Source organism: Pedobacter rhizosphaerae (genome assembly GCF_900111155.1).
GTDB classification, from domain to species: domain Bacteria; phylum Bacteroidota; class Bacteroidia; order Sphingobacteriales; family Sphingobacteriaceae; genus Pedobacter; species Pedobacter rhizosphaerae.
Genome location: NZ_FOGG01000003.1, coordinates 69,931 through 93,545 on the forward strand (window position 1 = coordinate 69,931; position 23,615 = coordinate 93,545).

The following is a 23,615-nucleotide window of genomic DNA, read 5'->3' on the forward strand; positions in this document are numbered from 1 at the left end:
TGCGATGTTAACTTGATCACCTTATCCAAACAGATGCTTCGTTCCTCAGCATGACAGCATGGGAAGTAATTCCCTTAGGGCCTTACCTTTCCCAAATCTACCAGGCTATTCAAATAAACTTCAATGTTTGCATAGCCATTCTTTGAAATTTTGGCCGAATCACTGGCATCTTTAGGGTTCAAACCATTCTTACTTTCCCATGCATCAGGAATGCCATCCTGATCAGTATCTACATAAGGTGTTCCTTTATATTCTGGATAGCCACCAACCTGTGCAATATCTGAAATGATCCCTTTTTTATATGAATCTCCTGGCAACCGACGCTTCACATAACTTTGCTTAGCTGGTAATACACCATCTGCAACGTGCTCAATTTTACCCGTCCGTACTTGCTTTACAATCCTGGTATCTACCGCATCGCGAACGGGAAGACTTGCTCCGGCATTTGCTAAAACATATTCGTAAGCTTTTTTGGTATCTATGATGGAAATTTTAGCCATTGGCAAAGGTTTATCCACACGCATCGAATCCAAAAGTTTTTGCTTATCTCTTTTGCTTTCGGGTTGAACGCCTCCATCCCAGTTGTTCTGAGTTACCTTATCGTTACCTTCCGTAATGTTTCCGGTAATATAAGCCTTACCAAATTCATTGGTAAATCTTTTATCTCTGCCTGATTCCGGCTTCAAAATCCGGTAAGAAATCGGCTCTCCTACGGGTGTGATGGGTCCCGGCTTGTAATAGTTATTAATGAAGCTGTAAAATGAATTGTTATCTCCACCATCTGCACTGCGGTTCCACCAGTTGAAAATGACGTTATTGGCAAAACCAAAATCACCATACATCCCTACAGAAGGGTTTCTACTGATATTGGATGCCCAAAGATTACGCATAAACGTACTGTTTAAACCTCCAATCGTACTTCCGAAAGCGTGGTTGTAAGTATCCAGCGCTTCAGAAAAAATAGAGTTCTGTATCGTTACGTTAACCGTTGGCAGTTTTTCTGGCTTAGAACCATCTTTGGGATCGTACACATGGCGATAAATCGACATATTTTCATCTAATCCCCAACTCGCAGAAACGTGATCAATAATGATATTTCCTACTGGATTACCACCAATGGCATCGTCACGACGGGTTACATCGGTTTCCCCTCGGCGGAAACGCATATACCTGATTACCACATCATGGGTATTGATCCATACCGATTCTCCGGCCACACAAACCCCATCTCCAGGTGCACTTTGTCCGGCAATAGTGATATAAGGTGCACGGATGATTAGCGGAGATTTCAAACGAATAATTCCAGAAACATTGAAAACGATAATTCTCGCTCCTCCCTGCTCGCAAGCCTCACGTAAGGTTCCCTTCCCAGAATCGGCTAAACTGCTAACCACATACACTTTTCCTCCTCTGCCACCAAAAGAATACGCACCTCCCCCTTCAGCGCCTGGAAAGGCCGCCAGTTTGGATTGAGGTAAATCGCTTGGCTTTGCAGCCCATGGAATATAAGGTTTACCATGCTTCGCCTCTTCATCCACGATGGATTTTACCTTTAAAAACTGCTGTTCTGATAGACGGGTGATGTTGTCCATAATAGAATCAGCTTTCTTTTCCATGGCTTCTGGTATGACCGGATATTGCGCCCATGCTGAGTTGGCCAGGCCAACAAGAGTTGCAAAAGTTAAAAATGATTTGAACCTGATCATCTTAATTAGGCTTTACAATAGATACCGGAACCACACTGTTTAAGTAAACTTCGATGTTTGAATAACCACTTTTGGTGATTTTAGCAGCATCACTGGCATCTTTCGGATTTAGGCCATTCTTCAATTCATATGCGTCAGGCATTCCATCATCATCAGAATCTTTATAAGGTGTTCCCTTATATTCCGGGTAACCACCAACCTGGCTGATGTCTGTAATAATTCCTTGCTTATAGGAATCTTTTGCTAAACGACGGTGTTCAAAGTCCTTCTCCGGTAATTTTACACCTTCAATATAATCGATTTTACCTGTTTTAACTTGTTTTAATACACGGGTATCAACCGGATCTCTTTTAGGTAGCATTGCCCCAACATTTGTTAAAACATAATCTTTTGCTGCAAGTGCTGGTAAAATAGTAATCTTAGGCATTGGGAAAGGTTTATTAACCCGCATGGCTGCAAAGTAAGGTGATGCTTTTTCGAAAGTCATCAACTCTCCTTTCTTATCTTCCAATTGAACGCCACCGTCCCAGTTATTTTTCGTTACTTTTTCATTGCCTTCAATGATATTTCCTTCTACGTAAGCGCGACCAAATACCACGTAAGGGAGTTTACTTCTACCCGATTCTGGTTTTAATATCCTATAGCTGATTGGATCTTTTAAGTTTGTTACCGGCCCGGGTTTATAATAGTTATTTACGATGTTGAATAACGCAGTGTAATCGCCACCATCAGTAGATCTGTTGTTCCAGTTGAATACAACATTATTTGCGAAATTGAAAATACCATTCCAACCGATTGATGGATTTCTTGCGCCATTATCAGCCCATAAGTTTCTCATAAAGGTACAGTTCTCTCCGCCTAAAGTACTTCCGAAAGCATGGTTCCAGGTATCTAAGGCTTCAGAAAAAATAGAGTTCTGAATGGTGATGTTCACCGTAGGTAGTTTATCTTCAATTTTTCCGGTGCTATCGTTATACATGTGGCGATACATCGACATGTTTTCATCTAAACCCCAGCTTGCCGAAACGTGATCGATCATGATATTTCCTACCGGATTACCTCCGATTGCATCGTCTCTTCTGCCCACATAAGTTTCACCACGACGGAAACGCATAAAGCGAACAACCACATCATGGGTATTTAACCAAACCGATTCGCCAGCAACACAAACACCATCACCTGGAGCCGTTTGTCCGGCAATGGTAATATAGGGTGCACGGATAATCAAAGGTGTTTTTAAACGGATAATTCCTGACACATTAAAAACCACGATTCTGGCACCACCTTGCTCACAAGCATCACGTAAGGATCCGGGACCGCTATCATTTAAATTCTTAACCACGATTACTCTACCGCCACGGCCACCAAAGCTGTAAGCGCCACCGCCTTCAGCACCAGGGAAAGCTGCAATTTCTGCTTGTGGTAAATCAGTTGGCCGACCAGCCCATGGAATATAAGGTTTTCCTTGCTTAGACTCTTGGGCAATAATAACCTTGGCTTTTTCCCAGGCGATATCAGATTGGTGATAAGCTTCCTTCATCATCTCATCAGAAGCTTTTTTTACATCTTCAGGGATTTTTGGATATTGGGCAAACGAATAAGTAGTGGAGAGTATTAATGCTGCTGAGCAGAGCAGATTTAAAAAGTTCTTTTTCATTTGTGTTTTGTTGGTTAGAAAACAAAGAAATGGTTTTTGATCTTTTTTATGCTTCGCATAAAATCATCTTAGATAAAGATAAAAGATTCTGGCTCATTTACATTGAATTCTTGGTTCTAAAATTTTGGTTAGAAAGTATATTATCTTTCAAATTTGCAATCTAAAAGCGGCTTATTAATCTATAATATTCGCTAGCTATTGTACTATTTTATCATTCGATAAAAATAACGGTAACAATCTAAATTCATTATCACAGCGCTGTTACAAGAGTAATAAAAAATTCATATATAAATAACATTTTTTTAAATAAAAAAAGGAGACCACTAGGATCCCCTCTTTCAAACCAAATATACTAAATTTAAAAGGTGCTGAGAAGGCACCTGAGCGCGTGTTATTTTAATGGATCGAATGTGCCTGCACCATTCATACTATCCCAACCTGTAGTTTGTTGGAGATATGGACTTGCAGTTAATACGTTTTGATTGATACCGAAGAAATAATACTGTGGATACCAGGTGAATTTCCATGTTGCTGGGTTCGTTCTGTCTAAATCATCTCTTACACTTACTTTAAAATAATTGTCATATAAATAATCTAAGTATTGATCAGCATTTGTTACACCAGCAGGATACGTTGTAGCATCTCTATCTATTAAAGGAGCGTTACCTGTAGATGGTTTTATTAGGGGGTCATTATTACCCACGTAATCTGCACCTGCAGGAGTTTTAACGCCAATATAAAATCCAGTCCGTCTTGTTCCATTTAAAGGAGTAAAACCTAATCTAGCTGTTGTTGGACCCGCTTCGAACAGCATCCAGCGTCTTAAATCCCAAAAACGCTTATTTTCATAGGCAAACTCAATTTTTCTTTCGTTTAAAGCAGCAGCAAAAAGTTGGTCGCGACTTAAACCAGTTCCTAATCCGTAAGAAAGATCAGTTCCCGGCAAAATTCCTGCACGCTCTCTAATTGACTTAATTCCATCAAAGCCTTCGTTTAATTTATCCACCCCGATAGCCGATTCTGCTAAATTTAATATTACTTCTGCAAACCTGATTTCCATGTAATCTGTAGTGCTGTTGCTAAAGTTTCCAATACTATTATTTGCTGCCGGATTATTGGCTTTACAAAGATAAATACCACTGGCGTTGGCGCCTTTAGTTTCTGTAGTAGCATTGTAGGTAGTTGCTCCTGTCCTTTTCCATACGTATGTCCATTGTCTAAAATTCGTATTTCCATTATATGACCATGTTGCACCATTATAAACGAAGGTTTTGTAAAAACGTGGATCTCTGTTTTTATAGAACTTTCCTTCTGTATAAGGAAAAGCGGCAGATGATGCTGTAATTGGTTTGCCATCACGCATTGGAAAAGCATCTACAATTTGCTTGGTTGGGGAAATGGACCCTGCTCCATTAATTTCTCTTGAACGAGTGGCCTGCTCCCAACCATTATTTTTTTGTGTATTACCGGTAGTAAGTGAATTGAAACCAAAGTTGAAAACCGATTCCGAACTATTGTCTCTAACAAACATTGCTCCCCAAGCTACACCGTTAGCAGTTCCTCCTTCTTTAAAGAGACCAAATCCATTGTTTTCCAACAAGGTTTTAGCTGCTAAATTTGCCTGATACGCTTGTTCCCAACGTGTTCTATCGTCGTTACGGTTGAAAAGCGGACTTGCCCAGGTTAATAATACCCGACCTTTTAATGCAGCAGCAGCTCCAGATGTAATCCGGCCTAAATCTGCACCAGTCCATTTTCCAGGTAATAAAGAAATGGCCATATCTAAATCTTTAGTGATTTGAGCAATACATTCTGAGGTAGAGCTCCTTTGAACCTCGTTTGCCGGGCCAGATGCTAAAATAGGATCCTGAGGTACAAGTACTAGCGGAACACCGCCATATAAACGAACCATCTCAAAATACTGCCATGCTCTCCAGAAATACATTTGACCTTTAAGTTTATTTCTTACATCTTCTGCAATGCCGTGTTTATCAATTTCCTGAATAAAAATATTGATTTCTTTCATTCTTGTCCAGGTATTGTTCGCAACACTGTTCGGAAGGCGCTGAGCAAAGTACTTTAAAGCATTATTATTTACATAAGAAATTTGTGGCCACTCTCTGTTCCAATCAGTTTCACCGGCAAGTTCGTCGGTAGTTTGTGTCCAAAGGGAATTATAGGTGCCGTTATCGGATGCCGACTGTGACTGTACATTTGGTGTACCATTATTGGCCGGGAGAAACAAACCATAAACATAATCCACATAACCTTGTGCTAATGCGGGTTCTTGAAAAACCTGTTCGTTAAATCCGGTATAATCCTTTTTCTCTTCCAAAAAAGAATCTTTACAGCTGGTTGATAAAACAACCAGTGCAAGAAACATATATAATATTTTATTATTTTTCATGTCTTTAATTTTTAATGTTGCTTATTTCTCACAATTAGAACGTCACATTTAAACCAAAAGAAAATGTTCTGAGGTTAGGAAATATATCATATGCCGTATCGCTATCCCTATAGCTATAAGGGTTGTAGAAATTTACCGGGTTTAAGGCTGTTGCGTATACCCGTACATTACTTACTTTTACTTTCTCTAACAAGCTTTTTGGAAGAGAATAGTTTACCTGAAAACTAGTCATTCTCATTCTGAAACCTGAAACCTTCCAAAAATTCGAAGCAGGCGTTAAACTTGTGCTTTCCCAGTTTGGATTTGGCATAGTTCCAGTTGGATTTAAAACCGGATCATAGATGTCGCCCCAGATTTCAGGCACACTGGCAAATGTTCTGGAGATAGAGTTGTTCATTTTCTTACGTGCATCTATTTCCGCCCAGCCACCAAATGAACCAGAAATTACAGCCTCTACACTCACACCTTTATATCCTGCTTTCAAGGTTGTTCCGAAACCATAGTGATTGGTTGCTTTCTTTGCCAACTGTACCTGATCATTATTGTCAATGATTCCATCAGGCCCAGCAAAGGTTCCATCAGGTTGAAGTGGCCCTCTTACGTCTCTGTAATAAAGCATACCGGGTTTCAAGTCTTTAGCTAAAATCGCAGTACCATTTCCCGGATTCACAGAGGTAATTTTATACTGGCTTACATATGCATCAATATCTGCCTGGTTTTTAAACATCCCTAAATAATCATAACCCCATTTTCCAATGTCAGATGATACTCCATTTCTTGGATTCCAAGGATATAAAACATCATTTGCATTAAAATCGGCTCTGATAACCTTATTATCTTGCCATGCGAAACGCAAATCAACACCATAAGTAAAATCGTTACCAATTCTGTCATTCCAGCCCACACCGATCTCATAACCAAAATAATTGGCTATACCGAAATTTTGGGAAGCCACTGAACCACCAACAGTAACGGGAATGTTTGAAGTAATCTCGGTTAAAATATTGGTAGCATGGTTAAAATATCCATCTACGTTTACAGACAATCTATTTTTCAAAAATTTAGCATCAATACCGATGTTGTTCTTAAGTTCGTCACTCCAAGTAGCATCTGGATTTGGTGAAGCTTCCATTTTGTAACCTCCCGTTGCACCACTATCACCATTAAATACAGCCCCTTTTCCATCCTGGAAAGTATATCTTTGGCGCCATAACCAAGCTTTGGTTTGATCATTTCCTAATAGTCCAATTGAATATCTTAGCTTTAAATAGTCGATACCTTCAACTTTAAAAAAATCTTCCTGAGAAATCACCCATCCCAATGAACCTGAATAAAATTTACCCCAGTAGTTTCCTGGTGCAAATTTGGTAGAGGCATCGCTTCTAAACATAAATTCTGCCAGATACTTATCCGCATAAGCGTAATTTGCTCTTGCTACATATGATAGTGAACCACCTTCAGACCTTGTTGTGCTTCCGTCTATAGCACCCGTAGCAGAGTTAAATTGCCCGTTCGTTTGTTGAATTGGATCAGCTCTGAATACCACTTCACCATTATAAGCTTGTTCTGAACGTTCAACCGTTGCTAAACCACTAATGGTGTGCTTACCGAAAGTTCTGTTGTAATTTAAAACAAAGTTAGATTGAGTTGAGCTTTGGTTAGTGTTTGAATAGTATAATCTGTTTCCGTTAGAGGCCGTGATGGCTACCGGATTTGTGGCACCATCATAGATATGCTTATTTGCTCCTAAGCGTGTAAAGTTATAAATGCTGTATCTGGTACCAATCTGAGAACCATTCGAACTTCCGTTGTTTCTGGAATAAGCTGCTCTTGCTGTTAATCCCTTGATGAATGGTACATCATACTGAGCATTTAAATTGATTGTAAAAGTATTGCTTTTAGTTGTAGCTAAGTTTCCTAATTTTTCAATCTCATAAAAATGATACGTAGAGAAATCATTGGTAGTTCCCGGTAATTTTACAGGAAGGCCATTAATATAGGTGGGCACATAACGTGGAGCAAGAATCAAGTTTCTATAGTCGTTGTCATCCAACTCACTACCGATTTTATTAAATGTTTTAACTAGTTCACCATTGTTACCCGAAAGTTGTAAACCTACTTTTAGGTTAGTCGCGACCTTCACATCCACTCCAGTTCTAAAGTTCCAGCGCTTAAAATCTAAACTTGATAAGTTACCATTTTGTTTAAAGTAAGCGATATCTCCGAAATAAGTTGCCTTATCGCTACCACCGCTTACACTTAAAGTATGCTTCATATTGTAAGCAGAATGCCACGCATCTTCTAGCCAATCGTAGTTGATATTGCGAAAATGATCTAATTCATCCTGGCTAAAAAAAGCATCTTCAGCAGCTACTGTACCTGGAGTAACATTTGCGCCATTTGGCCCGTTCATAATATTATAGTACATACCAAATTGGTAAGCGCTTAGCATTTTTGTGCGATAAGCTTCATCGTTGACAGCATATGCGCCACTATAACTGATTCGTGGAGGTCCTACCTTACCACGTTTTGTTTTCACTAAAACTACTCCATTACCAGCCCTTGTACCATAAATAGCGGCAGATGCATCTTTCAAAAAGGATAAACTTTCAATTTCTGAAGGATCTAAGTTGTTGAAAAGCGTAGCATCTGGTTGTCCGTTTGCAGGGTTAATCTGAATTACATCATCAATTACATATAAAGGGTCGGTAGAGCCCCCGTCTTTAGAGAAAATGGTATTTGGATTTCTAATTGTCAACTTTGCAGTAGAGCCTGGTCTTGAAATACCACCACTAACCCCAACACCTAATATTTTTCCAGCCAATGCCGCACCAATATTACTTGCCTGTAAATCTTCAACCTCTGTAGCTTTAATATCCACTACTGAACCAGTTAAATGTGTTCTTTTTTGCGTTCCGTATCCCACCACCACAACATCTTCCAAATCTTTATTTTCAGATTTCATTCTCACTGTGATATTCGTTTGTGTACCTACAGTAATCTGCTGTCTGGTATAGCCGATGTAAGAAAACACCAATACATCGGTGTTTGATTTTACCTGAATGGTAAAAACCCCATCGGAGTTTGTGCTCACATTGCTGGGAACACCTTTCAAGCTTACGTTTACTCCAGGTATTCCTTGGCCGTCTGACTGATCAACCACCTTACCTGTAACCTTTCGGTCTTGAGCAAACAACATTGTACATGCCAGCATCGTAAGTAGCAGAGACAATGAAATTTTACGTAAAAATATTAAGTTCATCTTGTTTATTTGGTTAGCTTTTTAAATTCTCGTTAGTTGTTTTGCGCTTTTGCTTTTATTCTCTTTTGCCATTCTTCACCCTCCTTTTTTAAATCATAGCCTGCGGCTGATAGATAGTTATTAATTCTTCCTTTATATTTTCCAAACCAGGCGTGTTTTTTGTCAGAAGATTCTGCGTCAATTGCATGTTCGCGAGCTTCTGTTAGCCAGGCTAAGATTTGTGTTTTCTGTGCTTCATTCAAAGTCAGGATTTGCTCCTGATAAGCTTTGTAAGTAATTGGCAAAACGTTGTAAGTCATGGCGTTCTTTACTTTTTCCACCTGATCGGCACTTAAGTTTTTATTAAGGCTTTTGATGTATTTAGGGTGAAGCTTTGCAAGCGATTTTTGTACTTTTCTAGCCTCTACAGCCAAAGCAGTGTCTCTCTGAGCTTTATCATCCTTGTATTGTGCCTTAATCAATTTTACCTTTTCGTCTCTTTCGGTATAAATATCATTTAAATCACTATACTGATCGCGGATGATGTTGCGTACTTTCTCAGATTTACCGGCATCGGTAATTCCTAAAACGGCCACAATTTTATCTGCACGTTCTGTAATTACTTTTACATAGGCTGCACGATCTGCTGTTGCATTGTTTTGCGAATAGGTTTTAGATACACCTATCAGCATGAAGAAAGCGATTACAACTGGAAATCTCATTGTCTGAATATTTAAATTTATGTTAGTTTTTCTTTTTGATCAGGTTTACTTCACCACAGAAATGTACCTTTAAACCCAGCTCGTCCATGGCAGCAGCTTTTATCCTGCAGGCTTCATGGGCACTGGCTTCGTAATTGGTGTATACCACCTGAATATGGTTAGCTTTGTGTCTCGCCATTAATTGGTCACGGCTCACTCCTTTTAAAACGGCATGCATAATTGGCCATTCTGGTGTGGTTTCATTCCAGCGTCGGTTGGTTTCTGCTTCAGGTAAAAGTACCACCTCGCCTACGCCTAAATCGCAATGTAGTTCATTATCCATCACATAAACACGACTCCAAACAATAAAGCCGGGTTTACTTACGCCTTTTAATGAACCTCCACCTAAGCGGAAATACATAGCGGGTTGCCTGTCGCTGCTTGCACCGGCATATCCGTTAATAAAATGGGCGGCAGGAGCAGCACCAGAAATTAAGAATAACCAAACGAAATCATCTACATCCCCTCCTTTAAAATGCTCTCCCCAACGGATATCATGAAGGGTATTTTCGCCCGTCATGCCCAACTCTTTCCAAAGTTTGTACGTTACTAAGGCATCTAAACCTGCACACTCGTCTACTTCGTTAAAATGCGGTAATGCCGCTTTAGGATAAAGTTCCTTTCCTGCTTTGGAAAATACCGGAGGCCTGTCCTCATTGTTAAGCAAGCCTTCTACTAAATCGCTGGCAACTGTCAGGTCCTTTAAACCTTGCTGATATTGAATACCTATAGTATCACAGCTAAAATCATCTGCAATTCTTAAGGCCGCGATGTACATTTTACACTGTTCTAATGTTTGTTTTCTGGTAAGTTCTGTTGCTTCATTTTCTCCCCAGTTGAAGGTCATTCCTTTTTTAAGCAACCACTTTAACACTTCTTCAGCTTCCTGTTCGGTAACCTCCAGCATGGCGGCATATAAGGCCGATTGGCTCAAACGTTCTTTGAAAAAGCCTGTTTGGTGCAACAGTTCGTCAGGGATGATTGCGTTGTACATGCCCATACATCCTTCATCAAAAACGCCCATAATTACTTTGCGTTCCTTTAGGGATTTGGCGAAAGCTCTTCCTTTTTTATCGTCTCCGAAAGGTATTTTGCTTAATGCAAAGCTTTTAACATGGGTTTGATCGTAACTGATCTTGCCCGTGGCCAACCATTGCTGCAAACCTTCGTTAAAAAAATCGTCGGTAAAATCTTCGCTCCATAAAGTGCTGTAATTAATACCAGCTTTGGTTAAACAGCCATTAAGATTTAACATTCCTACCAAACCCGGCCACTGCCCGCTCCAGTTTGCAACTGTTAAAATAGGCCCGCGGTGGGTAGTTAGTCCTGCAAGTACGTGATGCGAATATTGCCAAACGCTTTCGGCCACAATTAATGGCTGATCAGCATCAATAGAACGGAAGATATCCATACCCATTCTTTGCGAATCGATGAAGCCGTGTTTTTTATTAGAATTATATGGATGAGCACGATTAACTGTCCAACCTAATTTCTCTAAGGCGGTGGTTAATTTTTGCTCCATTTCGACTTGTGCAGCCCAGCAATTTTGATTTGCTGAAAGCCGTAAATCTCCACTAGAAACTAACAGAATTTGCTGTTGTTTTGCTTGTCTCATAATTCATTACTGAACAAAATATTTATATAAAAATAAATTGTCTGTTTATATTTGGGTGTTAGCCTAAGGGGCTATATACAAAATTCAATAAAGAAAAACACTATTTACTAGTAAAATTTATCATATATATATAGGATGTTATCATAAAACATCTTAACTTTAGCACAGTAATTAGCATGATTTGCAAAATTGTATTTTGCTACACTAACCAAATATTTTTGAAAATCCTATGAAACCACATTTTCACAAAGTTCCCATTACACTACAAAGTTCTTTCAGTATTCGTCATGATATCAAGCCCGATTTTGGTAACATCTGGCACTATCATCCGGAGTTGGAATTGCACTATGTAATTAAAGGGGAAGGCGTTCGTTTTATTGGCGATAACATCAGCAATTTTGTTCCTGATGAAATGGTTTTGATAGGCGAAAATTTGCCGCATACCTGGCGATGTAAGGATGAGTACTTTCAAAATAACCCAGATTTAAATACAGAAGCGATGGTGATTCATTTTTTACCTGATTGTTTGGGTAAATACATGCTCACCTTACCTGAAGCCTACTTAATTCCTAAACTATTTGAAAAAGCCAAAAGTGGAATGGTTATTCACGGAAAAGCCAAAGATAAACTGGTAGAGCTAATGCGTTTGGCAGTAGATGCTACCAATCTGGATCGCATCATTATTTTATTGTCGATTCTTAAAACCCTGGCCGAAACCGACGAATACAGTCAGATTGTGACCAGTAAGAATACTTTTTATCAATCTAATGAATCGGAAACCCTCAGAATCAACAAAATCTGCAATTATACCTTAACCAACTACAAGAAGGATATTACACTAGAAGAGGTGGCCTCTCTGAGCAACCTAAGTGTAACCTCTTTTTGCAGGTATTTTAAACTGATGACCAAGAAGACCTATTACGATTTCTTAATTGAAATTAGGGTGAGCCATGCTTGCCGCTTTTTGATCGAAAACAAACTGCCCACTGAAGTAATCTGTTTTGATTGCGGTTTCAACAATGTATCTAATTTCTACAGGCATTTTAAGAAGGTTACCGGGATGACCCCACTGGATTATAAGAGGAAGTATTTGAACTAAGTTGTAGGTATTGAGTTGTAAGTGGTAAGTTTTAAGTAATAAGTTTTAAGTGGTAAGTCAGGGTGCTAAAATTCTAGTTTCCGATTACCCCTTCTGGCGCAAGCGTCCCGCTTGTGACCTAAACTCTGCTCTAGCGGGAATCCGAACCCCTTGGTCCGTGACGCACGGACCAGCATAAGAACAGACCCCGAATCGCGCAACAATCGAAGACCTTGCTGATGTACTTCTTATTAAGTCGAAAACTAAAATGGATTACCCTTCGACAGGCTCAAGGATGACAATCAATTTTATTTTTCGACTTAAGTTAACTGTATTGATGGGGACGCCAACCAGTAGAAATAAGGAATAAACTTTAAGTGGTTAGTTATCAAGATGCTAAAATCTTGGTACATCCATTAACTCAATGAGCTGGTTGGTGGGGACCCCTTCTGGCGCAAGTGTCCCGCTTGTGATCTAAACTCTGCTCTAGCATGAATCCGAACCCCCTGGTCCGTGACGCACGGACCAGGAGCTTACCGGCGTTCAAACCAAGCATTTACTTTACTAGATAAATACGTTTATATTGAGGTTGCTGCGCAATGAGGTATAATCGTTATATAGATTCTCTACTTCTTTTACTACTTTAGGGGAGAAATCGCCCACTTTTCTTCTGGTGAAGGTAGAGATGTTTAAACCTCTTTTTTGAAGAAAGTATTTAGATACAATCGGGTAAACATTGTGCATCACGTCCATATTATCAATCAAAAACTGCTGTACAATCTGCACTTCCTCCTGCATGCTTTCATCGTTAAAATGATCACATAACCAAACAATTAATTCCGGAAAGTAATTACCCTGAATACAGGATAAACCCGAAGAGCCTGCCTTTAACGACTCTACAGCATGTACAATGTAAGCGTCATACAAACCAAATGCATGTCCTGAGGTGAGTGCTAACTTTTCTTTAATCTGATTAATATCCAGACAGGTATCTTTATGATAAATCACCCTTTCTGTAGCCACAAAATCCTTTAACTGGTTTGCAGAAAGTACCCTTTTATAAGGCACGGGGCATTCGTAAAAACCCAATGGAATTTGGTCTGTTTGCTTTAATAAGTCAAACACACGCGCGTTAAATACCTCGTCAGATTCCTGCTCATCGGCTAGCAAACTGGTAATGGCAATTACAGCTTCTGTTCCGGTATCGTAAACTTTTTTAACAAAATCTGCCTGTTGGCTTATAGCGCCACCAAAAGTACCAGTAGCGACTACAGGAACTGCCCCATCCACTACCTTGATCACATGTTTGATGGCTTCGATGCGTTCCTGATCAGATAACTCGAACATTTCGCTCGAAAGGCAATTGGCGAATAAACCTGTAGATCCAGCCTGCAGATAAATCTCCGTTAATTGGGTAAGCGCCGGATAATCTATATTTCCATTGCTTAAAAAAGGCGTGAGCATGACCGGGATGAACCCTTTTTGTGAGCTTTCCATTGATTGATATTATGGTAAAATTTATTCGTTTTTAATTGATAGAAAGGATCTTACACAGATCTTATTCTGATGTTTTTAGTGATTTCTTTTTTATTTTACTGAGCAATAAACCAACAAGGAAAATGGTTAATGTGCCCACAACAATTATCATATTTTTATGTAGCGGGTTTCTAAAGGCTTCATACTCTGGCGGAAGAAGATTAGAGAATGTCATCCAGATAATTACGGCGATACCTATAATGGTTGCCGTAATGGCTTCGTGATTTTTGGTTCGCTTACTGATGATGCCAAGCAAAAACAATCCCAGCATGCCTGCGGCAAATATTCCTGAGAGTTCCCACCACACATCCAGAATACTCTTTACCCCTATCATTGCAATTCCTGCAATCATTCCAAAAACCCCAAAAGCTACCGTAGCAATATGAAGCAGGGAAAGATTTTGTTTTTCCGTAATGTCTGGCTTAATGTATCTTTTATAAATATCTACCGAAAATACCGTTGCTGATGCATTCATTCCCGAACTGATGGTGCTCATGGCTGCAGAAAGTATAGCGGAAACAATTAGGCCTACTAATCCTACCGGGATTTTGGTTACCATAAAGTGAGGCATAATTTTATCGCCATAATCAGCAGGTTGCAAACTTCTTTCCAGATTTAGAATTTCTGCGGCTGAGGCATTCACCGGCAAGCGTTCTATGGCCACCTGGTGTTTGATGGATTGCACCAGATCTGGGTTAACCTCGTAGTAAGCAAAAAGACAAGAACCTATAATAAAGAACAGTAATGAGGCAGGAATATACAGCCAAACACACAGCCAAATCGACTTTGAAGCAGCTTTACTTGAGGATGCGGTATGATAACGTTGTACATAATTCTGGTCCATTCCAAAATTATTCAAGTTAATAAAAAAACCATACAACAGCACCACCCAAAACGAGGAACTGATAAACTCAGGCTTAAAACTACCCAAACTAAACTTGTTTGCCGCACGTCCGATCTCTACTACCTTCGAAGCGCCCCCCGGCATATTCGAAATAATAAGGTAGAGAATCAGTAAAGCCCCAAATGTTTTTACAATGGCTTGTACTACTTCTGTCCAGATTACCGCTTCAATGCCACCTAAAACCGTGTAAAAAATGATGCAAATTCCCATTACAATCATGATCATCTGCATCGAGTATCCGGTTAAAGCCTGGAGGCTCAAGGCGATACCAAAGAATATCGACCCCATCCTCGCCAGTTGCGTCAATAAGAAACAAACTACTGCATACACCCTTGCCCAGGCACCAAAGCGGTGTTCCAAATGGGTATAAGCAGATATTTCTCCTGAACTTCTGTAAAAGGGAACAAAATATTTCGAAGCTATCCAGGCTGCTAAAGGCATTGAAATACTAAATACAAATGCATTCCAATTGGAACCAAAAGCTTTTCCGGGAACGCCCAAAAAGGTATTACTGCTTAAAAATGTCGCATAAATTGATAAACCTATCGCCCATCCGGGGATCAGGCCCGAAGCTTTTGTAAATTGCTCGGAATTTTTGTTATTTCTAGAGAAATAAACACCAACCAATATCATTCCAACAAGGTAAATGAAAATTACTGCAAGATCTATTATAGGTAAACCTTTCATTAGTTGTTGGCTCGTTTATTAATTTGGTTAAAACAAATATGCATGTCTATCAAGCTTTATTCATATAAGATTTTGGCCACATATTATACCATCTTATCTTATTGAACATCCAATGCATCTATGGCCAGGTTATTCGCATTTATTGTCATAAACTTTACCCAATATTTCCCGGCATTAATCATGCTTCCGGTATTGGTATTCAGATAGTTCCATTTACCTTCTTTGGTAGGTGCCAGTTCCAGTTCTTCGGTCTTCATTAAGGTTCCGTCTATAGCATAAAATTCCATCTTAACCTTTTGCATCTCCTGTGTTGGATTGTGATATTTCAAGGTCAGCGAATAGGTGTCTGCCACCCCTACCGACATTTCAAACTGAATGGCATCACCGGCCGACTGATTAAAAACAACTCTTTCCTTACCCATTAAAACCTTTTTACTTATGTTTTGCCCAATGAGCTTCGCATCTGTTGCCTTGTAACTGGTGATGGTTTTTAAGTCATATGCAGGTGCCAGATCACTTGGTGGTACTACGGCGACTATCCCCGGGGTAAATTTCAAACTAAGGGCTTCGTTAGCTTTTAACCTCTTTCTATAAATTGAAAATTGCGTTGCCTCGCTATTAATGATTCTTGTTTTAGTATCCTCAAACCCTGGTAATTTTTCGGCTCCAGCCGTTATACCTACAAAAACATCGGCTTCTTCTTTAACCTTAAATGAGATGCCATCTTTATCATTCTTAAAAGGTTGAAACCATTCTGCACCAAATAAATTGGATGGAACTGAGGTAAACTCTGCATCACTATACTGAAACTGCTGATCTCCTAGATCTAACCATGAACTCGCCTTAAGCGTGGTATTTAGCGGCAATTCTACAATTGAATTGCGCTGATCGCCCACCCGAAGGCTGGCATCTAAACTTGCAATAGCAATAGCTGAAATTACAGCCTGACCCGATTTAATATTTGGAAAGGAAATTTCCAGATCTCCGGCATTAACCTTAACCTTAACCGTTTTCTTAAAGGCGGTGTTTGTTCTTGCCGATTTCCAGATATCCAGATCTTTTAGTACAACAGCTCCGTTCACAGCCACATCAAATAACCGCATTTTCTCTGCATTTAATCCTCCGCCAACGCCGAGCCAAGGCTCTACAAAGTATAACTCTACCAAATACTCTCCTGCCTTTGCTATTGGAAAACTAAACTTTAGCTGATCGCGACCATATCTGAATGATTGAAAGAGCTTCCAGTCTTTAGTATCGTTTATTGGACTAAAAACCCGTCTCTGGCTGGCAAAAAATGCCGGCACACCATTAAAAGCGTTAGTCCATGAGGTAGAGCCGTAATGCTTAATATTCGATTTTAGTGGTTGGTCTGCCTGCCAAATCTGTCCATATTCATCGGTATATGCTGGGCCGCCACAGTTTATTCGATAGAGGTAATTATAATGCTCTTGTGCCTTTAAAATAGAATTATCCTTTGTGTAAAGCTGATCAAAGCGTGGCGAACGTGGCAAACTGTTGAGCACCACCACGTCTTTAGCTACGGCTTTACCATTTACATAACCTACTGCATAAAGGACATTGTAGCGAATATTTACCTTGTCCCATTGGAAATGACTCCCAATGCCATTGCGTTTTTTCCTTCCTAATGAACTGCCATTCAGATCATTAAAAAGCTCTACTTCATCACAATTTGAGTAGAGTACAATACTATCTTTGATACCCGGCTTACTCCATCTGTTTGGCCAGGTATGCGAAACAATGTATACCATCGGGTCGGTATGTTTAGCTGCATAATTCGCCCTAAACATATAATAAGCATCTGTAGGCTCTTCCCAAGGGGTAAACATGCCTTTATAATTTACAGGGCCTACCCGATCTAAATCACGTAAACCTTCTCCACCCTGAACCCTGCCCGGGTTATCATGCGAACTGTAAAGCCAAAAGAAATGCCCCGCAACCTCATCTTTAACCGATTCAGCTAAGCGAACTTTGGTCTCCATGAGGGAGGTCATGTAGTTTTCAGAATAATCTGTTTTACTTGCTGAGTCTACCTCATGCAAGTCTATCGTGCGCCAGGCACCATATTCCCCAACTAAAACTTGCCTTTTTAAATCTTCAGCATAGGTTAAAGGATTTCCACCATACGTGCCTGTCCAGTTTTGAGGCACATCCCAATCGGTACCTTTACCCCCATTACAAGTAGTTACCTTTCTTTGAGAAGAGGCTGTGGGATCTAATTTCCTAATCAGTTCGGTACATTCTTTTGCAAAATCTTCTGGTAAAGTACTTTCATTCTCTAAGCCCCACAACACTACTGCCGGACTATTTCTTCGTTCTTTAACCCAATCTGTTAGTAAATCCTTAAAATTCTTTCTAAATGCTGGTGTATCATACCAGATATGTGCCGCCATTTGTGTCCAGCAAAGAATTCCCTCTTTATCCCAATAATCAGAATATAAAAGATGATGAGGCTGATGCGCATCTCTAAAAGCATTGAATCCTGCTGCTTTAATTAACCGCACGCGGGTACTGATCTGCTCATGGCTAAAAGCATGGCTTTGCCCAATCATATGCTCGTACTCCGCAATACCGTTTATAAATACGGGTTTTCCGTTAAGCAGAAAGTGTTTTTGATTGGCGTTTTCACCTATTGGCCAGCTGATCCAGCGTATTCCGTAAGGGGTATGCTGTTCGTCGATTATCTTTCCATTCTCTAAAACAACGGTTTTAAGCTGATAGAGATAAGGATTTTCTAGTGACCAGAGTTTCGGATTATCGATAGGATCGGTTTTCTGTTTAACTACCGTTTCCTTATTGGCTAACAACTTAACCGTCTGCTTCAATTCCTTTACAGTTTTTCCATTTTTATCCAGCAAACTATTGATTAGGGTTAGCAACTTAGGCTGAGTACCATAATTTTTAAGGGTAGTTTCCAGGTTTAATATGGCCGATTTTTCGGAAATCTTGTTGTCGTTCCAGATATGAATGCCAAAAGGCTGAACCCGCGCATCGTTAGTTACAATTAAATGTACCGGCCTAAATATACCCATAGGCTGCGAACCTTCAGAAAAACCTCTTTCTGTAGAGCAACCTCCATCAACCCAGGGCAAGTCCTGGATATTGGCAGGATGATCTGCACGAACAGCCAGCACATTTTCCTGATTGTTCAATTTAATAACCTGGCTTACATTTATGGTAAAAGTGGTTCTGCCTCCGGCATGATAACCCACCTTTTTTCCGTTCAGCCAAATTGTGGCGTAAGAACCTACTCCTTCAAAATATAAAAAGAATTGCTTGCCTTGTTTTGGGCTATTAATCTTAAAGGTTTTACGGTACCAGGCATATCCATGTTTATTGCCATGTAATTTGCGTTGATAGCCTTCATACTGATCCCAGTTATGCGGAACATTTACCGTTATCCAGCCTTTTTTACTGAAATTGGCTGTTTCAAAACCATCATAGGCGTGAATATTTTTTTCATCCGCAATGCTGATCCATCCCTCATTCAAGAAAATCTCTTTTCTGGATAAGGTTTGTGCCGACAGTTGGCCAGAAATAAAAAGGAACAGCAAAGCAACACATCTCCAGCACTTCATTTTGATCATTCTAAATCGCCGTTAAGTTTATAGGTTTCACCAACCTTGGTTATTATCGTTTTAGTTTTGCCTGCATAATGAATTTCGCAGTTGCCATCTGTTTTGGATTTAATTACCAGTGCGGTTAATTTGCCCTCATTCCAATCCAGATCCAGTTCATAGCCACCTCTAGCCAACATCCCTTTAATACTACCTGTAGGTATAGCACCTGGCAATGCAGGCAACAAATCCAGGTACCCCTGATGACTTTGGACAATCATTTCTGCAATACCTGCAGCTCCACCAAAATTGCCGTCAATTTGGAAGGGCGGGTGTGCATCAAAAAGATTCACATAAGAACCCGCACCGTTATTGGCCGGTTTTATAAGCATTTTAATCAATTTCATGGCGTGATCTCCATCTTTAAACCTTGCCCAGAAATTAATCTTCCAGGCCAAACTCCAGCCTGTTGCATCATCACCACGATATAATAAAGATTGCTTCGCTGCCTTCATTACCTCCTTGTTTTTATCCCAGGTAATATCGTCACCAGGAAATACACCCCACAAATGAGAAACATGGCGGTGTTTATTGGTCGTATCATCCTTATCTTCAAGCCATTCTTGCAGCTGACCATACTTACCAATCTGGTTGGGTGCAATCTCTTCTACATGCGATGCTAAAGATTTGGTAAAATCATCCTGAATATTTAACACCTTAGCAGCAGCAATACAATTTCTGAAAAGTGTACGTATAATCTGATGGTCCATGGTTGGTCCGGCCACTAAGCCTCCATTTTCAGGTGAATTTGACGGCGTGCTAATTAGCCAGCCTGTTTTGGTATCCCGAACCAGGAAATCTTCAAAAAACAGAGCAGCCTCCTTCATTAATGGGTAGGCTTCCTGACTTAAAAATTGTTTATTCTGGCTAAACAGGTAATGCTCCCAAAGATGCTGACTTAACCAACCTCCTCCGGTTACCCATATCCCATGGTTGGAGGCGTTAATTGGTGCGGTACCGTTCCACAAATCTGTATTATGATGAAGCACCCAGCCCTTTGCATTGTAATATTCTTTGGCCGTTTCCTTTCCGGTAACTGATAATCCTTTGATTTTGGTAAATAGCGGCTCGTTTAGCGACTGGAGATTGAGAATTTCTGTTGGCCAGTAATTCATCTCCAGATTAATGTTTGTGGTATATTTACTGCCCCATGGCGGACTTAACAAATCATTCCAGATCCCCTGAAGGTTTGCAGGTTGCGTGCCTGGGCGAGAACTTGAAATAAGCAAATACCTGCCATACTGCATGTAAAGGGCTGCAAAAGCCGCATCTTTACTACTTGCAAACTTTTCCAGCCGTTCATCGGTTGGTAAACTTTCATTTGCCGAATGGCCAAAGCTAACCTGAAAACGGTTGAAATAGGATTGATACTCTTTAATGTGGGCATCTTTAATGCTGTCGAAGGATTTGTTTTTAAGATTTAATAAAGCCCTTTCGTTCCTCGTTACCGGATTTCCTGATACATTCTGGGCATCAACAAAATTGGTTCCGGCGGTGAGATAGAGTACCACCTCATCGGCCTTTGTAACGATAACCTTATTATTCAGCACCTTAACTGATCCATTTTTTACAACAGCTGTGAGTCGGCTTTCGCCTTTAAGTGCGCCATCTTTTACCTGTACATTTAGAACTATAGTATTCTGACCTAAGGTTTTGACAGCCGATTGGCGGTGAACACTGGATAAATCGGCACTAAAACTGATTGATTTTGCCTGATCAGCACTGAGCTGGATAACCAAGGCATCATCTGGCTGACTCACAAAGTATGTTCGTTGATATTCTACCCCATCATAAGTATAGGTTGTTTTAGAGATGGCGGTAGAAATATCTAAAGATCGTTTATAATGGCGAACGTGGTTTTGATCCTGATTAAAATGCAGATTTAGATCGCCAAAAGGCTGATAACTACCCTGATATTGTGCCACACCCGGAGGCGTTTCATTCTGAATTTTATACTTCCAGTTTTTGTTGAGGGAGATTCCTGTGGCAGAATCTTGTCCTTCAGGATAAAAACTGATGAACTTTCCTGCATCCTTATAACCTAAAATACCACCTTTATCATTATAATTCAATACCTGAATGGCAATTGTATTCTTCCCTTTGGTTATCAACTTAGCGGGAATGGTGTATTTTCTGGGTTCGTTGTTATCGGTATTGCCTACCAAATGGCCGTTCACATAGGTAAGATCCTGATTATAAATGCGATTTAGATCTAACACTAAATCTTTCCCCTGCCAATTGGCTGGAATATCCACTTGTGTTCTGAACCAAACCGCACCATCTACATTGGCTAAGCCCGCAGTTTCCCAGCCATCGTAAACCGGTACTTTAATGTCAGGCCATTTCGTATCATCAAAAGCAGGCAAAGCCGGATTTCCGGGAATGCCCTTACCCGATTTAACCTCATTTACCCAGGCTGCACGATCGCCAGCATCACTTTGCAAGCCCATAAATTCCTTTTGGGCAAGTGCTTCGGCTTCCTTTTGTTTTCCATCCGCAAGCAATTGCCTGATTTGAGCTAAATGCTGGAAAGCTCCTTTTCGATTGTAATCTCTTGGTTTGCCAGTCCAAAGTGTTTCTTCATTAAACTGGATATGATCGTCTGTAACGCCTCCGTAAACCATGGCACCAATCCGTCCATTCCCCAATGGAAGCGCATCGGTCCATTTTTGAGCTTGCTTATTGTACCAGAGTTGGTAATTATTTTGCTGAGCGGATACCCGAGCTGAAATAAAAAGAAAAAAAATGGCAAGTAGATAATTAAAACGAAATGGAGTTTGCATGATTATTTTTTATTGACCTTTATCCCCTGAAATGACATCGATTCTTTCAAAAACATCTTTAGTTTTCTCGATGGCATACTTCACATTTTTAAAATTGTTATTTCCGATTGCTATATTTTCAGTACCTGCACCACTCAACTTCAGGTAAGTGGTTGTTCCTTTAACTGGAAATGCATTGTAAAGGAAGAGATTCTTTACATTTTTCAGCTCAATAACCGGGACATTATTATGTGGCGTATAACTTTTAAAACCGTTTATAGTCATATTCTCCACTAAACTTGCCGTAAGTGAAGGTCCAATCTCTGTATTCACCTGAACATTATGAAATTCTACTTTATTGGTGTTTTGCAGGTTAAATCCAGTTTTAGCATCCAGGTTAATGTCATTAAAGCTAATGTTTTCGATAGGCATCTCTTCCAGGCCGTTTAAATATCCGGCTTGATTAACCTGGCCGGTAATGTTGCTGAAGTGAATATTTCTAAATCTTGGTGTTCTTTCAGACACAGGCTCTAAAAAGGTTTTGGCATATTGCATATCCAGTACAATGGCTTGCTCCCGAATATTTTTCATGATGATGTTGCTCACCCTGATTTCTTCTACCACACCTCCTCTGCCACGGGCGGTTTTTATCCTGATTCCCCTGTCTGTACCATCAAAAACGCAATTGGAAATGGTTATTTTACGAACATCACCAGACATTTCACTGCCAATTACTACGCCTCCATGCCCGGAAAGCATGGTGCAATTGGTAATGGTATAGTTCTCTGCCGGTGCGGCCATTCTTCTTCCAGGTTCATCCTTGCCCGATTTAATGGTAATGCAATCGTCGCCTACACTGATATGGCAATCAGAAATGTGTACATTTTTACAAGATTCGGGATTGATCCCATCGGTATTAGGCGAATGCGGGTTGTTAATGGTTACCGCATGAACTTTCACATTTTCGCAAAACTCAGGGTTGATCGTCCAGAAAGGAGAATTGATAATGGTAATCCCCTCAATCAATACATTTTTGCAAAACATAGGTTGAATAAAAGGCGGACGTAAAAATCCACGCTTCATTTGCTTAGGATCATCAGGAAGGATAATATCTTTATTTACCTTATCAAATTCGTATTGCCATTTAGAACGGGCCTGATCCTGCTTGTATCCTTCTACAAAATCCCACCATTTTTTTCCATGTCCATTAATTAATCCACGGCCTGTAATTGTAATATTTTCTGCTTTATAAGCATAGAAAAGTGGCGAGAAACTGGTTACATCTACCCCTTCATACCGACTTTGAACCATAGGTAGGTAATTGTCAAAATTATCACTAAAATGAAGTTCCGCACCTGCATCAATCAAAATGGTAATATTACTCTTTAAATGAATGGGTCCCGTAAGATATTTTCCGGCAGGAAAATACACTGTGCCGCCACCTGCTCTTGAGGCAGCAATTATTGCCCTTTTGATGGCCAGCGTGGCAATTTTGCTACTGTCGTTTTTAGCGCCATACTTAATCACATTGTAATAAGCCTGAGCATATAGATTAGATGAATAACAGCAGATAACCAATAATAAAGCGGCTAAAAATAGTTTTTTTGGTTGTTGTAAAAATTTCAT

Annotated in this window: 12 protein-coding genes; 1 reads left to right on the plus strand and 11 read right to left on the minus strand. The window is 40.0% G+C overall.

Features of this window, described 5'->3' with window-relative positions:
* Positions 1-74: 74 nt before the first annotated feature.
* The 6 genes from BMX11_RS03225 to BMX11_RS03250 all read right to left on the minus strand — a co-directional run bounded on the left by BMX11_RS03225 (position 75) and on the right by BMX11_RS03250 (position 11,387).
* On the minus strand, positions 75-1,706 hold the full coding sequence (locus BMX11_RS03225) for a pectate lyase family protein (RefSeq protein ID WP_090881339.1): 1,632 nt from the start codon (positions 1,704-1,706) through the stop codon (positions 75-77).
* 1 nt (position 1,707) lies between these two features.
* The gene (locus BMX11_RS03230) at positions 1,708-3,363 is read right to left on the minus strand and encodes a pectate lyase family protein (RefSeq protein ID WP_090881343.1); all 1,656 of its coding nucleotides are present in this window, start codon (positions 3,361-3,363) and stop codon (positions 1,708-1,710) included.
* A gap of 391 nt (positions 3,364-3,754) precedes the next feature.
* Positions 3,755-5,770, minus strand: coding sequence for a RagB/SusD family nutrient uptake outer membrane protein (locus BMX11_RS03235; RefSeq protein ID WP_090881346.1), 2,016 nt, complete (start codon positions 5,768-5,770; stop codon positions 3,755-3,757).
* A 34-nt stretch (positions 5,771-5,804) separates the two neighbouring features.
* Entirely contained in the window at positions 5,805-9,032 is a 3,228-nt protein-coding gene (locus tag BMX11_RS03240; RefSeq protein ID WP_090881349.1) for a SusC/RagA family TonB-linked outer membrane protein, read from the minus strand.
* A 32-nt stretch (positions 9,033-9,064) separates the two neighbouring features.
* On the minus strand, positions 9,065-9,733 hold the full coding sequence (locus BMX11_RS03245; RefSeq protein WP_090881352.1) for a DUF3826 domain-containing protein: 669 nt from the start codon (positions 9,731-9,733) through the stop codon (positions 9,065-9,067).
* Positions 9,734-9,755: 22 nt separating this feature from the next.
* Positions 9,756-11,387 (minus strand): fucose isomerase, encoded by a 1,632-nt coding sequence (locus tag BMX11_RS03250; protein WP_090881355.1) that lies wholly within the window; start codon positions 11,385-11,387, stop codon positions 9,756-9,758.
* Positions 11,388-11,616: 229 nt separating this feature from the next.
* On the opposite strand from BMX11_RS03250, the gene BMX11_RS03255 reads away from it, so the two are divergent.
* On the plus strand, positions 11,617-12,486 hold the full coding sequence (locus tag BMX11_RS03255; protein WP_090881358.1) for an AraC family transcriptional regulator: 870 nt from the start codon (positions 11,617-11,619) through the stop codon (positions 12,484-12,486).
* A 543-nt stretch (positions 12,487-13,029) separates the two neighbouring features.
* On the opposite strand, the gene BMX11_RS03260 is transcribed toward BMX11_RS03255, so the two are convergent.
* The 5 genes from BMX11_RS03260 to BMX11_RS03280 form a co-directional block, all read right to left on the minus strand.
* Positions 13,030-13,962: a dihydrodipicolinate synthase family protein gene (locus BMX11_RS03260; protein ID WP_090881361.1), complete on the minus strand. Its 933-nt coding sequence runs from the start codon at positions 13,960-13,962 to the stop codon at positions 13,030-13,032.
* Between the two features lie 61 nt (positions 13,963-14,023).
* The gene (locus BMX11_RS03265; RefSeq protein WP_090881365.1) at positions 14,024-15,592 is read right to left on the minus strand and encodes a sodium:solute symporter family protein; all 1,569 of its coding nucleotides are present in this window, start codon (positions 15,590-15,592) and stop codon (positions 14,024-14,026) included.
* 98 nt (positions 15,593-15,690) lie between these two features.
* Positions 15,691-19,197: a malectin domain-containing carbohydrate-binding protein gene (locus BMX11_RS03270; protein WP_245738566.1), complete on the minus strand. Its 3,507-nt coding sequence runs from the start codon at positions 19,195-19,197 to the stop codon at positions 15,691-15,693.
* Positions 19,194-22,010 carry a glycoside hydrolase family 95 protein gene (locus tag BMX11_RS03275; RefSeq protein ID WP_090881368.1) on the minus strand — a complete coding sequence of 939 codons (2,817 nt, stop codon included), beginning with the start codon at positions 22,008-22,010 and terminating at the stop codon, positions 19,194-19,196. The genes BMX11_RS03270 and BMX11_RS03275 overlap by 4 nt, the downstream gene beginning before the upstream one ends.
* A gap of 9 nt (positions 22,011-22,019) precedes the next feature.
* Positions 22,020-23,615 carry a glycoside hydrolase family 28 protein gene (locus BMX11_RS03280; protein WP_090881371.1) on the minus strand — a complete coding sequence of 532 codons (1,596 nt, stop codon included), beginning with the start codon at positions 23,613-23,615 and terminating at the stop codon, positions 22,020-22,022.

Coding starts and splice junctions, on each gene's coding strand:
- BMX11_RS03225 (WP_090881339.1), bottom strand. CDS start 1,706: ATGATCAGGTTCAAATCATTTTTAACTTTTGCAACTCTTGTTGGCCTG.
- BMX11_RS03230 (WP_090881343.1), bottom strand. CDS start 3,363: ATGAAAAAGAACTTTTTAAATCTGCTCTGCTCAGCAGCATTAATACTC.
- BMX11_RS03235 (WP_090881346.1), bottom strand. CDS start 5,770: ATGAAAAATAATAAAATATTATATATGTTTCTTGCACTGGTTGTTTTA.
- BMX11_RS03240 (WP_090881349.1), bottom strand. CDS start 9,032: ATGAACTTAATATTTTTACGTAAAATTTCATTGTCTCTGCTACTTACG.
- BMX11_RS03245 (WP_090881352.1), bottom strand. CDS start 9,733: ATGAGATTTCCAGTTGTAATCGCTTTCTTCATGCTGATAGGTGTATCT.
- BMX11_RS03250 (WP_090881355.1), bottom strand. CDS start 11,387: ATGAGACAAGCAAAACAACAGCAAATTCTGTTAGTTTCTAGTGGAGAT.
- BMX11_RS03255 (WP_090881358.1), top strand. CDS start 11,617: ATGAAACCACATTTTCACAAAGTTCCCATTACACTACAAAGTTCTTTC.
- BMX11_RS03260 (WP_090881361.1), bottom strand. CDS start 13,962: ATGGAAAGCTCACAAAAAGGGTTCATCCCGGTCATGCTCACGCCTTTT.
- BMX11_RS03265 (WP_090881365.1), bottom strand. CDS start 15,592: ATGAAAGGTTTACCTATAATAGATCTTGCAGTAATTTTCATTTACCTT.
- BMX11_RS03270 (WP_245738566.1), bottom strand. CDS start 19,197: ATGATCAAAATGAAGTGCTGGAGATGTGTTGCTTTGCTGTTCCTTTTT.
- BMX11_RS03275 (WP_090881368.1), bottom strand. CDS start 22,010: ATGCAAACTCCATTTCGTTTTAATTATCTACTTGCCATTTTTTTTCTT.
- BMX11_RS03280 (WP_090881371.1), bottom strand. CDS start 23,615: ATGAAATTTTTACAACAACCAAAAAAACTATTTTTAGCCGCTTTATTA.